Raw genomic sequence first — 14,403 nt, 5'->3', positions numbered from 1 at the left:
CAATCGAGCCCTCTCTTTCTCCTATAATTAGCCTTCTGCGCTTTCATCCCACTTTTTAAGTCCAGCAACCTTTTTCTTACGCTGCTCAGCTTTCTTAGTCAGCTTTATACCCATATCAGGTGTATCAAAGTTGCTATTTTCTTCGTCTACCGTTTCAACCACAGCTACATTATTCAAATCGATGTATCTGCTCCAATTAGCCTGCTCTATGACAGTGAGCATCCGATTTACCGTTACTGCACGAATTGCCGTTAACCCAGTTTCATAGTTTGCATTGAACAGTATCAAAACGTGTCTTTTCAGTTCGTCAAGACTATCTACCAGAGTATACAGCAATTTCAAAAGTTGCTGCTTCATCGCCTCTTGATCAGAAGGTTTTTCAGGGAGCATCGACATCTGATTAAAATCATCATCTCTTAAGTCAGCGTTTATAATACCTGCCAAAAGGTCAAGATAATGCGATTGGTTTCTTCTTGCCTGCGTTCTTTGCAGTTCTGCAAAACGCTTTTCTCTCATAATAGTATAAAGGCAGCCATTCTTTTTGCAGTATATAACAGCCATTTCCCATGGTCAACGTGCAACAACATACGCCTGGCATTCTTCATTATAGAAAGCCTTACATAACGCCGTATTAATAAAATCCCATACAGCCGACGGAGATCTATTATGCGTCCGGATTTTTCTATTATGCTCTTGACTATCATTTCCTGTCGCACTTGACACGCATTCTGTAATTTTACGTGCGATTTCTTCATCTGTCAAGTATGCTGGAATTCTTTTCATGTAAAATATCCTCCATAATTTAATCAGATCGAGTTTATACGGCCGCATATGCTATCTGTATAGCATTATAGGCGTTTTCGATATTTTTGTCAATAGTTTCAAGCATCAAAAGCTCTATTGACATTTCTCATCTTACCTCATATTATAAAAGCAGGATACCCAACAACTGAAAGGCATCCTGCTTCTGTTTAATTATTCTTACTTCTATGTCTCAAATCTCAGTAGTCCACTACTGTTTCCAAATATTCCTCCGGGTCACCATTCAAAATCAAATCAGCATAGCCCAGTGGGTCATTGTAGATGAGATAATCCAGTTCTGACCTCTGCGCCATGGTCACATTCAGCGCATCCTCGACCCCGGTGCAATTGATGGAAATTTTTCTTCCATCCCGGAGCAGCAGCTCCACGCAGCCGGTGTCCATGTTGAAATGGCAAGCTCTTGCATCGTACTTCATGTTCGTATCCTCCTGAAATCATGTTGTGGTTTATATCGGTCAATCTATGATTTCGGATTTCATCTTCCACGGACACCCATATTGAGTTTTCCGAAGAAAACAAATAATCCGAACCCATCTCCTATCGGAAACAAGTTCGGATTATTTTTGTTTGGTCCGAGTGGCGAGAATCGAACTCACGGCCTCTTGAACCCCATTCAAGCGCGCTACCAAAACTGCGCTACACCCGGATATTTGTTGTGGCTCATCGCTCACAGCTCCATTAGTATACCCGTTGCAGGCCGTTTTGTCAAGCACTTTTTGCAATTTTCTTCAATTTTTTCTGGATTTTTCGCTCATGCTTCGGAAGCATTCGATGTTGCGTCCATTTCTCCACCTGACGCAGCCAGTGCCACCGCAAAGACGCTGTGTGCGCCTGCGTCCAAGAGGGCCTGCGCACAGGCTGCGGCTGTCGCGCCGGTAGTGATGACGTCATCCACCAGCAGCACCCGCTTTCCTTCCACAAGCTCCGGCTCCTGCGCACGAAACGCGCCTGCCACATTCACCAGACGTTCCTCCAGCGAAAGCCCGGCCTGATGGCGTCCGGCCCGGGCGCGGCAGAGCGCCTTCGGCAGCAGCGGAAGCCCCAGTGCATGAGACAGCGGCCAGGCCATCCGTTCCGGCACGTTGTAGCCGCGCCGACGGCTGCTGGCAGACACCGGGATGATGCAGTCATACCCGACTGCAGCGCCCGCCACAGGGCCGGGCACCGGCTCGGCAAAGTGCATCTCGACCTTTGCGCCGAACAGCCGGGCTGTCATCTCCAGGCCCAGCTCCACCGCCGTCCAGCTCTCCCCCTCGTATTTGGCGCGGAGGATAGCGTCCCGGACGACGCCCTCATACCGGTAGGGCGCGGCGGCCCCTTCCAGCCTGCCCAGATAGTGGCTGGCCCGGGCCAGCCGCATAGTCGGACTGCGGCGCAGCTCCTCCAGACGGGGCATACACGCCTCACAGCGCAGCAGCGTCCCCAATACCTCGCGGCAGTAGGGACACCGCCGCGGGAGAAGCAGTTGGCGCACCTGACGGCCCAGCCGTGCGGGGCGGCTGTAATAGCCCGGCATCAATCCTTCTTGACCGCGACGATGATGCGCACCTTCTTGCCGGCGGCGCAGCCGAAGTTGTCGTACCAGCCGGTGAGGTAGTAGTCATCGGAGTTCACCGAGGTGAGCTTGGTGTAGTAATACTGGCCCTTGTACCACAGATAGACCTGCGCGTCGTCGGCCATCTCGAACCGCTCCCCATTGGAGGAGAGGACGCTGGCTGCGCCCACCTTGTCGATCTTCATGGGCATCAGCTGCACCATGTTGCGGACTGAGCCGGTGGTCTCCTGACAGACCGCAATGCCGCCTGCCAGAACCGGATACTTGATGGGGGTGCTCAGGCTGACCTGCTGGCCGCCGACGTAGCCGATGTAGGTCGCGCCGCTGCCGATGAAGTTGAAGATCTGACTGAAGGGCGTGCCCGTGATCTGGGCGATCTGCTGGAAGCCGAGGCTCAGCAGGGCACCGGTATTGCTGGTGAGGCGCTCCCACGCCGTGCTGAGGATGTCGCCGGAGATGACGCCCCAGAGGATCTCGGTGGTGGTGGGCACCATGATGCTCTTCACCTGACTGACGACCGCATCGGTGTCGATGGTGCCGTCGCCCGGCTCAGCCTTGATGGCGCTGAGGAGGGTGCTGTAGTTGGTAGCGACATTTTTCACGTCGTCCAGCACACCGTAATACCACAGGTCACCGGTAACGTCGTTCAGGATGAGCTTATCGATCTGGCCCTGCGGATTGGTGGTGTAGTAGCGGACATCGGAAGCATCTAACTTTACCCCCGATAGGCGGCTGGGACGAACCGTCCCAGCCACACCCCCTGTACTCGTATCCAGTATCTGCACGTCGTCTGCAAGGGCCATATCGCCCAGTGCGGTGGCGTTCTCGTTCACGACGCCATTGACGGAGCACTCCGAGATCTTCTCCACGCTCTCGCCGTCGGCGTTGACCTTCACCTCCACCAGCCAGCCGGTGGGAAAGTTCAGGCTTTTGTCCACATTCACGGTGCGGGCGATGCCATCCGTGCACATGACCTTGACGGTCTGGAGCACATCGGCGCTGTTGTCCTCGTCGATGAGGTTGCGGGAAGCCGACTGCACCACGCCGTAAAAGACCTCATCGGCCTCCTCGCCGGTGACGATGCCTGCGGCCACATTGTTCATACCCAGCAGCAGCGTCACGATCTGGCCCACGCCGCCGCCGTTGAGGGAAGACACCTGCGAAGCGATGGCCGTGCTGCCCAGCGTATAGGAGGTGCCTGCCACCGTGATGGACGTGGGCGCACTGGCCGAGGGCGACACCTCGGTGATGCGGCCTGCGGCGCGGCGGGTGTAGACCCACAGGGTCTTGAGGCTCTCGCTGTAGTAATAGACATCGTACTTGTTCAGCTCGGCAGAGTCGGACACCTTATCGTTGCGGTAGACGCTGGCGGGCACGAAGGGCAGCACCGTGCTCTCCGAGGCGACAAAGGGACCCTGCAGGCTGCTGAGCAGGACGGTGGAGCCGTCCACCTGACCGTCGCTCACCGTAAAGCCCAGCGTCGTGCCGTAGGCCGAGCCGCTGGCGTTGTTGGCGGTGAGGGCGTTGTAGAGCAGGATGGCGCAGTCCTCGTAGTTCATCGCCTCGCCCTGACGGCGGTCAAGACCGCTGCGCAGGCCGATCTCGCTGGCCTTGTTGAGCTGGGCGTTGGGGAACGCGCCGCTCAGGTCGGTCATCTTATAGCCCATCAGCTTGAGGACGGCAGTGCAGGCTTCTTCCAGCGTGACGGCGTTGTCCGGGCGGAAGCTGCCGTCAGTGTAGCCGTTCATCCAGCCCTGCTGCACCGCGATGCGGACATAGGGTGCCCATGCCGAGGTGCCGGGCAGGTCGGTGTAAAGGGTGCCCACGGCCCCCTGAGAGGAGACGCTCTCCCGGAAGGTGGAGTAGGATGTGAGCATCTTGGCGAATGCGCCGCGGGTCACGGCTGCGTTCAGAGCGCCGGACTGGTCCGCATCCATAGCACCCAGCGTGATGGCAAACTGGACGGCGGTGTTATTGCCCGCAGCCGACACCGGCGCAGCCAGCATCGACACCGCGATGCTGAGCGCCAGCAGAAATGCGAGAAGACGTTTTTTCATGGTGGTTACTCCTTGTATCGCAATTTTTAAAAATAGTGCCTATCAAAATAGCATATTTGCGATATGCAGTTTGCGGATGTTGCTTGTGCATTAAAAGCGCAAACTGCTATAGAAATCAGCGCGAAGCCTCTCCCTTTGGGAGAGGTGGCGAGCGAATGCGAGACGGAGAGGGCAAGCCGCCTGACCAAGGCAAGCATCCTTGCGCTCTCAGTCACCTTCGGTGACAGTTCTCCCAAAGGGAGAGCCTTTCGCATTCCGGGGAGATCAATCATACCGCAGCGCGTCGATGGGGTTGAGCCGCGCTGCACGCTTTGCGGGCAGATAGCCGAACAGCACACCGATGAACACCGAGATGCCGAAGGCCGCCGCGATGGAGTTGAAGGACGGGCTGACCGTGACGTCCATGCCGTCGGTGAACATGGGAAGCACCTGATTGGCGATGGCCGACACGATATAGCCGAGGATGATGCCCAGCGTGCCGCCGAGGGCCGAAGTGGTGGCTGCCTCGGTGACGAACTGGGCCAGAATGGTCCTTTCCTTCGCGCCCATCGCCTTGCGGATGCCGATCTCGCGGGTGCGCTCGGTGACAGACACCAGCATGATGTTCATGATGCCGATGCCGCCCACCAGCAGCGAGATGCTGGCGATGCCGGTGAGGATGACGATGACCATGTTGATCATCTTATTCATCTCTTCCAGCCACTCGCTGGCGCTGTAGACATAGTAGGCACTGTCGCTCTTGAAGATGTCATACAGCCCCTGCTCCACCGCAGCCTTGGCCTCGTTGGCCTGACTCTCGTCCACCATGATGGCGGAGTAGGAGTCCGGCGAGCTTTCGTTGGAAAGGCGCATGGCCGTGGTGTAGGGCAGGTAGACGGCATCGTCGTCGCTGCCCTCCTGCTGGTCGGGATTGGAGATCTTGGCCTTCAGCACGCCCACGATGCGGAACTTGTACGCGCCGAGCTTGATGGTCTGGCCCACCGCATTGCCGCCGTAGGCCGTACGGTTGATGTAATCGCCGATGACGCAGATCTGCTTGTTGTCTGCGATGTCCATATACTGGATGTTCCGGCCCTTGGCGAGGGTGTAGCCCTTCGACTCGATGTAGTTCTCATCCACGCCGTACACCGTACCGTAACGGTAGCGCGTCGTGCCCACCTTGGGGGTGTTGTCGCTGAAATCCAGCTCCGGTGAGATGGAGGAAAGCAGTTCGGGGTTCTTTTTGACGATGTTGTACAGATCATCCACCGTCGCAGTGCGGGAACCATAGCCCCATATCTGGATGGAGAGGGTGCTGGTGCCCATTGCGGAAAAGCTGTCCCGCATACTTCTGGTCATGCCGTTGCCCAGACCGACGATGACGATGACCGCCATAACGCCGATGATGATGCCCAGCATGGTCAGGAAGGTGCGCAGCTTATTGCTCCAGACGTTTTGCAGCGCCTGACGGAAAGTCTCAAGGATCATTTGGTTGCCTCCTGTGCCGGTTCGGCGGACATGGTGGGCTGCACGATGGCCTCGGGCGCGTGGGCGTCGCCGTCATACACCACCTGTCCGTCCTCCAGACGGATGATTCGCTCCGCCTGCACGGCGATGGAATTGTCGTGGGTGATGAGCACCACGGTATGGCCCTCTTTATGGAGCTGCTGAAGCATCCCGATGACCTCGCGGCCGGTGTGGGAGTCCAGAGCACCGGTCGGCTCGTCGGCAAGGATGACCGCCGGGTTGCGCACCAGAGCACGGGCGATGGAAACGCGCTGCTGCTGGCCGCCGGAGAGCTGGTTGGGCAGGTTCTTGAGCTTGTCGCCCAGTCCCACCTTTTCCAGCACATCCTTGGCCAGCTTGTGGCGCTCGGCGCGGGAGATGTTGGCGTAGACCAGCGGCACCTCCACGTTTTCCAGAAGGTTCAGCCGGGGCAGAAGGTTGTACTGCTGGAAGATGAAGCCCAGCATCTCGTTGCGGACATCCGCCAGCTCGTCCCGGTTCATCTTGCCCACATCCCGGCCATTGAGCCGGTAGACGCCGTGGGTGGGCACATCCAGGCAGCCGATGATGTTCATGCAGGTGGACTTGCCCGAGCCGGACTGGCCCACAATGGCCACGAACTCCCCCTTCTCGATCTTCATCGAGATGTGGTCGGCAGCTTTCACCAGCGTGTCGCCCATCTGATAATACTTACACACCTGATCAAATTCGATAAGAGCGCTCATGGGCCACCTCCTTACCAGATACTGTCGCTGTCGCTGTAATAGTCATCCGACACAGAGCTGGTATCGTAGGCCACCGTGTCGTCCTCCTGCAGACCGCTCTTGATCTGGGTATAGCTGTCGTCGCTGACGCCGGTCTCGACCTTGACGTAGACATAGCCCTCCGGAGCGTCCATGTCCTCCACAGCGTTGGCCGCGCTGGGCGATTTTTTCGTCACCAGCACATAGCCGCCGCGGATGACAGCGGCGTTGGGCACAACGAGGGCGTTGCTGGCCTCTGCCACGACGATCTCTGCGTTGGCGTTCATGCCGGGGCGCAGGCCGTCGGTCTCATCGATGCGGATGGTGATGGGGTAAGTGGTGGTGCCGCCGCTGGAGCTGCCCTTCATGGACACGCGGGTCACGGTGCCCACATAGGTCTTGTCGGTGACGGCGTCGGCGGTCAGCTGGACCTTCTGGCCCACGGAGAGGGAGCTGATCTGCAGCTCGTCCACATTGATGACCATTTCCAGATAGTTCAGGTCATAGATGACGCAGAGGGTGCTGCCGGAGGTGAGGGCCTCGCCCTGCTGTGCGTCCTTCTCGATGATGGTGCCGCTGATGGGCGAGGTGATGATGTAGTTGGACATGGTATCCTGTTGGTTCTGCATCGAGATCTCGGCGCTGCGCAGGGTCTCAGAAGCAGACTGGATGGATTCGGTCAGGTCGTCGCCCGACAGCTCGATGAGGATGTCACCCTTGGTGACGTCGTCGCCCTCCTGCACATTGATGGAGGAGACCGTACCGGCAGCGGGAGCGGTCAGGGTGCGCTCTGCCTGATAGGCAAAGGTCGCGGAGGCGATGGAGCTGACGCCGTTGACGTTGGCAGTCGCTGCCTGTGCGGTGGTCAGACCGCCTGCATTGTTGACGCGGATGGTGACGGTTCGCACCAGCAGGTTTCCGGTGCTCAGCTCATCGGTGCCGGTGACGGCGGTGATGGTGCCCTTCAGGCTCTCGAAGGTGCCGTCCAGCACCACGTCGGCGCTCTGCCCCACCGAGAAGTTGGCGGCGTCGGCTGCGGGGAACTGCAGGCTCAGCATCATCTTGGAGCTGTCGCGGATGACCGCCACCTCCTGACCGCTGCTCACCTCGTCGCCCTTGGCGACCTTGAGGCTGCTGACGGTGCCGTCCACCTCAGCGTGGACGAACTGGCGGTCTACGGTCTTGTCGTAGCTGCGCTGGGCCTGCTGCAGGGCGATGCTGGCCTTTTCCAGATTGGTGGAAGCGTCCGAGCTGTCGATGGTGTAGAGCACATCGCCCTCCCCCACCTTGTCGCCCTCTTCAATATTGCTGGTGAGGATCTTGCCGTCCACCAGCGACTTGACGGTATAGGTATTGGCCGGGTTCAGGGTGCCGGTGCCGCTCAGGGAGTTGGAGACATCCTGACGGGTGGGGGTCGTCTCGGTGTAGGTCACATCACGGCTCGCAGCGCCCCTGCTGCCGCCGCCCACGACCAGCACGACGGCCGCCACCAGCACGACAGCCAGCGGGGCAAGCCATTTCCAGTTTTTCTTGGCGAATGCGGCTGCGCCGGACGAGGTCTTTGCCTCCGACGCCTCCCCAGCGGACTGGTTTGCTGCATCCTTTTTCTTTTTCCAGATCATGCTTTTCCTCCTATGGTAGGCAAACGGGCATACGATCCCCTTTGCACAAAAAATCTGTTATTGGTAGTGTATCGCATTTTGCCGAAATACACAAGCGTCCAAATTTCATTTCACCCATTATTTACAAAATATCCGGTCATTTTTGCGCAAAAAAAGACACCCGCAAAGCTCTTTGCAGAGTCTTGCGGGTGTCTTCATTCCTTTTGACCGGTCAGGATGCTGTGTCGGCCTCGCTCTGCGGAGCCAGCTGCACATACACCCCGGCAGGGACGCAGGCCGCCCATGCGCCCTCCTCGCTCAGCCAGCCAAACTGCTCACAGACATGGTCCGGACACTGGCTGTCCTGAAACGCAACCGCGCCGTCTTTCACCTGTAGATGGACGACATAGCCGCCCACCTCGTACAGGTAATCGTAGTCCTTGTCCAGTGGCAGCACCTCGGTGATGCCGTCGCCGAAATCCACGACTGCTTCCAGCGGCTCGGCCTTGCTGCGGGGACGCAGCAGCCAGAACAGCAGGGCTGCGGCCGCCAGAACGACGGCGGCGAAGAGGAGGTTCGCCTTCCAGCTCAGGCGCTTTCCGCCTTTGGCCGGTTCAGGCTGCTTGCGGATGCTCATGCAGCGTAGTCGCTGGCAGCAGCACCGGCGATGCGGCCAAAGACGGTAAAGTCGGCCACAGCGTTGCCGCCCAGACGGTTTGCACCGTGGACGCCGCCAGTCACCTCACCGGCTGCGAACAGGCCCGGGATGACCTCGCCGTTCTCGTTCAGCACCTCGGTGTTGGGGTTGATCTTCAGACCGCCCATGGTGTGGTGGACGCCGGCAGTGACCTTGATGGCATAGTAGGGAGCGGTGTTCAGGGGGTCGGCGAAGCTGGTGCGGCCAAAGTCGGGGTCGTTCTTTGCCTCCACATAGCCGTTCCAGTTGTTCATGGTCTCAGCGAGAGCAGCCTCATCGACGCCCATGGCCTTGGCCAGCTCCTCGTAGGTAGCACCGGTGACGGTGTAGCCCTTCTTGATGTAGCCCTGAATGACGCTGGAGTTGTCGACCATCGCCTGATCGACGACCAGCCAGCTGTAGCTGCCGGTCTGAGCGATCTCAGCAGCAGAGACGACGTCGCGGGTGCCGACCTCGTCGATGAAGCGCTTGCCCTCGGCGTTGATGAGGACCGCGCCGTCGCCGCGCAGACCCTCGGTGATGAGGGCAGCGGTGTTGGCCTCAACGGTGGGGTGGATCTGGATCTGGTCCATGTCCACGGTAGCAGCGCCGATGGCCTCTGCCATCTCGATGCCCTGACCCTGGATGCCAGCGGCGTTGGTGGTCATGAAGCCCTTCAGCTCAGGCTTGTACTTGACGACCATATCGAGGTTTGCGCCGAAGCCGCCGGTGGTCAGCACCACAGCCTTGGCGTTCACAGTGACGGTCTCGCCGGTAGAACCGGTGGCCTTGACGCCCACGGCAGCGCCGTTGGCATCGGTCAGGATCTCGTTGGCGGTGGTGTTCAGCAGGATCTGAACGCCAGCCTTCTTGCAGTTCTCCTCCAGCAGGGGGATCATGTAGGAACCGACGGAGACGACCTTGCCCTCGTCGTTCACGGGGCGATGGATGCGCTTGACGGATGCGCCGCCGAAGCTGGAGACGTTGTGCAGGGTGATGCCGTGCTCGTCCAGCCAGTCGATGGCGTCAGCAGAGTTTGCGCACAGAGTCTCGACCAGAGCAGGGTCGTTGATGCCCTTGCCGCCGATCATGGTATCCAGCTCCATCAGCTCGACCGAGTCGAAGTAGCCGGTGGGGTTGGCCTGATAGGCAGCCCACTGCTCGGAGACGGTCTTGGCCAGAGCGGTGATGGTCTCGTTGTCGGCATACTTTTCGGCAGCGGTCTTCAGGGTCTTCTCGACACCGGCAGACTCGCCGAACTCGTTCTCATCCTGATACACGGTCTTGCCGGCGTTCATGCCGCCGGTAGCGCGCACAGAGTTGCCGCCCACCATAGGCTGGCTCTCGAGGATGACGACGCTCTTGCCCTCACCGGCAGCGGTGATGGCAGCGGTCATGCCTGCGCCGCCTGCACCCACGATGACAACGTCAGCGTCAACGGTGGAGTCCTCGGCCTTGGTCTCGTCGGCCTTGACCTCGATCTTATAGTCGTCAGCGTTCAGGCCGGCGGCAGTCAGAGCAGCGGCTGCTGCCTCCTTGATGGCGTCAGAGGTGATGGTCGCGGTGGACACGCCGTCCACGGCGATGCTGCCGGTCTCAGCGATCTGAGCGGGCAGCTGCTCCAGTGCCAGCGTACCGATGCCAGGGGTCTCATCCTTGCCCTCAGCGATGCAGTCGGTGATCTTGCCGTCTTCCAGCGTCAGGGTAACGGTAACGTCGCCGCCCATGCCCTTGGCAGTGCCGGTGAAATCACCGGACACCCCTGCGGAGGTAGACTTCGTGCCGCAGCCATAGCCGAACAGGCTGACTGCGATGACAGCCGCCATCGCCAGTGCAGACACGCTCTTCTTGATCTGAGCTTTCTTCATGTTTTTCCTTCCTTGTTTGCTTCGTGGTTTGTTGGTGTGAACATATATCAGCATAAAAAGGGGGCTGCCCTTTTACAAGCAGCCCCCTCTGCCGAACTTAGAAAGTGATTCAGGCGTTGGCCTGTGCAGCAGCGACAGCGCAGGCGACGGTAGCGCCGACCATCGGGTTGTTGCCCATACCGATGAGGCCCATCATCTCGACGTGTGCAGGCACAGAAGAAGAACCTGCGAACTGAGCATCGCCATGGACGCGGCCCAGCGAGTCGGTCAGGCCGTAGCTGGCGGGGCCGGCTGCGACGTTATCGGGGTGCAGGGTACGGCCCGTGCCGCCGCCGGAAGCGACGGAGAAGTACTTCTTGCCGTTCTCGTTGGCCCACTTCTTATAGGTGCCGGCGACCAGATGCTGGAAGCGGACGGGGTTGGTGGAGTTGCCGGTGATGGAGCACTGGACGTCCTCCTTCTTCATGATGGCAACGCCCTCCATGACATCGTTTGCGCCGTAGCACTTGACGGCTGCGCGCTCACCCTCGGAGAAGGGGATCTCCTTGACGACCTTCAGGGTCTGGGTGGGGATGTCGTACTCGGTCTGCACATAGGTGAAGCCGTTGATGCGGGAGATGATGTAAGCGGCATCCTTGCCCAGACCGTTCAGGATGACGCGCAGGGGGGTCTTGCGGACCTTGTTTGCGGTGCGGGCGATGCCGATGGCACCCTCAGCAGCGGCGAAGGACTCGTGGCCTGCGAGGAAAGCGAAGCAGGTGGTGTCCTCGCTCAGCAGACGAGCGCCCAGATTGCCGTGGCCCAGACCGACCTGACGCTGCTCAGCGACAGAGCCGGGGATAGTGAAAGCTTCCAGACCTTCGCCGATGGCGGCTGCACACTCGGCAGCATCGGTCAGGCCGCGCTTGACAGCGATGGCGGTGCCCAGCGTGTAGGCCCAGACAGCGTTATCAAAGCAGATGGGCTGCACACCGCGGACGATCTTGTCGCAGTCGATGCCCTTAGCGAGGAGCATCTCGTTGCAGGCGTCCAGAGACTCGAGGCCGTTGGCCTTCAGGCATGCCTCGATCTTCGGCATGCGGCGATCCATAGATTCAAAAGTTGCCATGAGTTGTTCCTCCTCTCTTATTCCTCACGCGGGTCGATGTACTTGACAGCGCCCTGATCCTTGCTGAAGCGGCCGTAGGTACCCACGTTCTTCTCGTAAGCCTCGTTGGGGGTCTTGCCGTGACGGATGTCCTCCATCATCTTGCCCAGCTTGACGAACTGATAGCCGATGACCTCATCGTTGGAATCGAGAGCCAGCTTATTGATATAGCCCTCGGTCAGCTCCAGATAGCGGACGCCCTTCTCCTTGGTGGAGAAGATGGTGCCGGTCATAGAGCGCAGGCCCTTGCCCAGATCGTCCAGACCTGCGCCGATGGGCAGACCGTCCTCAGAGAAAGCGGTCTGGCTGCGGCCGTAGACGATCTGGAGGAACAGCTCGCGCATTGCCACGTTGATGGCGTCGCAGACGAGGTCGGTGTTCAGAGCTTCCAGAATGGTCTTGCCGGGCAGGATCTCGCCTGCCATAGCAGCGGAGTGGGTCATGCCGGAGCAGCCGATGGTCTCCACCAGAGCTTCCTCGATGACGCCGTTCTTGATGTTCAGAGACAGCTTGCAGGTGCCCTGCTGAGGTGCACACCAGCCCACACCGTGGGTGTAGCCGCTGATGTCCTTGATCTCATAGGCCTTGACCCATGCGCCCTCCTCGGGGATGGGAGCCGGACCATGCTTAGGACCTTTGGTGATCGGGCACATATTCTGTACTTGCTGCGAATAGGTCATAATCATACTCTCCTTTTGACAAATTGATGTCACACGGCCGGGGCTTCTCTCCCCTGCCGCCTTGCATTGACCGGGCTGCGCCGCTCTCTTTTCAGCGCTCCTCCCGGTACTACCACGCACAGTTTTATTATAGAGGACGACGGCGCAATTTGCAAGCTATTTCTGACAAATTTTTCGCAATCTTTTTGTTATTTTCGTTTTTCCTCGAAAGAGCGTTTCTCAGTTCGGCTTCTTCGGGCGCTCTGGCTGCACCGGCGTGACGGCCCAGATACAGGCAAAGCCTGCCGCCGCACCCGCGATGGCGAGGACGTGCCTCCCCGGCCCGAAGCCCCAGAAATTGGCGATAAACGGGAACAAAAGGCTTCCCACGCTCTGTCCCAGCGCCAGAAAGCCATAGTTCACTCCGGCGTGGGGCAGGCCGAACAGGTCGGTGGAGAGGGCGGGCAGCACTGCCGCCAGCGCCGAGTAGCAGAAGGTCAGCCCTGCGTACACCCCTACGACGGCCCATCCACGGGCTGACCAGAACACCACCGAAAGCCCCAGCGACGCGCTGAAGAGGATGAGGTCGGTCGGCCGCCGACCAATTTTGTCGCTGAGCAGGGGCATCAGCAGCCGCCCGGCCGCGCTGCCCACGCTGCCCAGCACCACGGCCCAGAGGGCGGCGCTCTCGTCCAGCCCCCGCTCCATGCCCAGCTTCAGGATGATGGGGCTGAACAGCAGCACCGCCGGGGTGGAAAAGCAGACCGCTCCGGCGCAGAGCCAGTACTGGTGTGTGCCCAGCATCTGCCGGGGCGAGAGGTCGAGGGATGGTGCGGCGTCCCCCTTTCCCTGCCCGCCGGGCCGGGGCTTTTCCGGCGGAGGGTCGGTGAGGAGAGCGCTCCCCGCAAGGCAGACCGGAAGGGTCAGCGCCCCCAGCGCCCAGAAGGCCCCTCGTATCCCCTGCACCGGCCCGAAGCCCCGCAGCGCCGTGCGGACGAAGACGGTGAGGAAGGCGCCGCTCAGGCCCACCGCGCCCCCGATGACGCCGGTGGCAAGGCCCTTCCGCCCCCGATACCACTTCTGGGCGCAGGACTGGATGGACGGATAGAGGAAGGCAGTGCCGAGGCCCGCCGGGATGCTGAACACCCCAAAAAAGAAGCTCCCCTTCCCGGCCGGGAGGGCCGCCGCCCCAAAGAATCCGCCGCAGAGCAGCCCCGTCCCCCAGAGGGCCGCAAAGCGAGGCCCCCGCTTGTCCTGCAAAAATCCCCCGATGACGCATCCGACGCCGAAGGCCGCGATGAGCACCCCGAACGCATAGCCCGCCCCCTGCTCACTGAGTCCGTATTCCTCCATGACCGGCTTCTGGAACACGCCCCACGCAGCGGGCAGGCCGGTCAGCACCTGTATCGCCGCCCCTGCCGCCAGGATGGCCCAAGGTCTTGTTTTCTGCATTCTTTGCATCACCTCAAAGAATAGTGTGTCCTTTTTGATTGACAAAAAGACAGTATTCTTTATAATTAGAAGGGTATTATATAGCAATTCAACTTTTTAATGCAACAGCAACAGCGTTGAATTGCATATCGCAAATATGCTGTTTGACTGTTGCACTAATTTCTTGACTTGCGATAAAAATCATCTCTCATGTTGCGCTGTCGTGTGTCCTGACCGCAGGGCACTCCCGTTTCTGGTTCAAGTAAGCTTGTGCGTCCCGCGCAGGCCTTGCCGACACGCCAGTGGCTCCCCCTTTGGGGGAGCTGTCGCGTCAGCGACTGAGAGGGCTATAAAGAGAG

11 protein-coding genes, 1 tRNA gene and 1 pseudogene are annotated in these 14,403 nt (G+C 59.5%); all 13 read right to left on the bottom strand.

Features of this window, described 5'->3' with window-relative positions; all coding sequences use genetic code 11:
- Window positions 1-27: 27 nt before the first annotated feature.
- The 13 genes and pseudogenes from MTP38_RS05145 to MTP38_RS05085 all read right to left on the bottom strand — a co-directional run bounded on the left by MTP38_RS05145 (window position 28) and on the right by MTP38_RS05085 (window position 14,065).
- Window positions 28-783 (bottom strand): annotated as a pseudogene (locus tag MTP38_RS05145) (DUF5986 family protein).
- Between the two features lie 218 nt (window positions 784-1,001).
- Complete coding sequence (locus tag MTP38_RS05140; RefSeq protein ID WP_249234462.1) at window positions 1,002-1,238, bottom strand: DUF6061 family protein; 237 nt, start codon at window positions 1,236-1,238, stop codon at window positions 1,002-1,004.
- A 152-nt stretch (window positions 1,239-1,390) separates the two neighbouring features.
- Window positions 1,391-1,468 (bottom strand) — tRNA-Pro (locus MTP38_RS05135).
- A gap of 105 nt (window positions 1,469-1,573) precedes the next feature.
- Window positions 1,574-2,338: a ComF family protein gene (locus MTP38_RS05130; protein ID WP_249234461.1), complete on the bottom strand. Its 765-nt coding sequence runs from the start codon at window positions 2,336-2,338 to the stop codon at window positions 1,574-1,576.
- Window positions 2,338-4,434 carry an S-layer homology domain-containing protein gene (locus MTP38_RS05125; protein ID WP_249234460.1) on the bottom strand — a complete coding sequence of 699 codons (2,097 nt, stop codon included), beginning with the start codon at window positions 4,432-4,434 and terminating at the stop codon, window positions 2,338-2,340. The genes MTP38_RS05130 and MTP38_RS05125 overlap by 1 nt, the downstream gene beginning before the upstream one ends.
- A 264-nt stretch (window positions 4,435-4,698) precedes the next feature.
- Window positions 4,699-5,901: an ABC transporter permease gene (locus MTP38_RS05120; protein WP_249234459.1), complete on the bottom strand. Its 1,203-nt coding sequence runs from the start codon at window positions 5,899-5,901 to the stop codon at window positions 4,699-4,701.
- Window positions 5,898-6,644, bottom strand: coding sequence for an ABC transporter ATP-binding protein (locus tag MTP38_RS05115; protein WP_227619782.1), 747 nt, complete (start codon window positions 6,642-6,644; stop codon window positions 5,898-5,900). Before MTP38_RS05115 ends, MTP38_RS05120 begins: the two co-directional genes overlap by 4 nt.
- Before the next feature lie 11 nt (window positions 6,645-6,655).
- On the bottom strand, window positions 6,656-8,284 hold the full coding sequence (locus MTP38_RS05110) for an HlyD family efflux transporter periplasmic adaptor subunit (RefSeq protein WP_249234458.1): 1,629 nt from the start codon (window positions 8,282-8,284) through the stop codon (window positions 6,656-6,658).
- Between the two features lie 211 nt (window positions 8,285-8,495).
- Window positions 8,496-8,900, bottom strand: a complete 405-nt coding sequence (locus tag MTP38_RS05105) for a NusG domain II-containing protein (protein WP_249234457.1) — start codon at window positions 8,898-8,900, stop codon at window positions 8,496-8,498.
- Window positions 8,897-10,807 (bottom strand): flavocytochrome c, encoded by a 1,911-nt coding sequence (locus tag MTP38_RS05100; protein ID WP_249234456.1) that lies wholly within the window; start codon window positions 10,805-10,807, stop codon window positions 8,897-8,899. The genes MTP38_RS05105 and MTP38_RS05100 overlap by 4 nt, the downstream gene beginning before the upstream one ends.
- A 109-nt stretch (window positions 10,808-10,916) precedes the next feature.
- The gene (locus tag MTP38_RS05095) at window positions 10,917-11,915 is read right to left on the bottom strand and encodes a GGGtGRT protein (protein WP_227619786.1); all 999 of its coding nucleotides are present in this window, start codon (window positions 11,913-11,915) and stop codon (window positions 10,917-10,919) included.
- Window positions 11,916-11,932: 17 nt separating this feature from the next.
- A complete protein-coding gene (locus tag MTP38_RS05090) occupies window positions 11,933-12,634 on the bottom strand; it encodes an iron-sulfur cluster assembly scaffold protein (RefSeq protein WP_227619787.1) in 702 nt (233 codons plus the stop codon).
- 219 nt (window positions 12,635-12,853) lie between these two features.
- Window positions 12,854-14,065, bottom strand: a complete 1,212-nt coding sequence (locus MTP38_RS05085; RefSeq protein WP_227619788.1) for an MFS transporter — start codon at window positions 14,063-14,065, stop codon at window positions 12,854-12,856.
- Window positions 14,066-14,403 lie beyond the last annotated feature (338 nt).

Origin of the sequence: Faecalibacterium sp. I3-3-89, assembly GCF_023347275.1 — a bacterium.
GTDB classification, from domain to species: Bacteria; Bacillota; Clostridia; order Oscillospirales; family Ruminococcaceae; genus Faecalibacterium; species Faecalibacterium butyricigenerans.
Note: the sequence above shows the minus strand (reverse complement) of the source record. Positions and strands in the feature narration are given on the sequence as shown.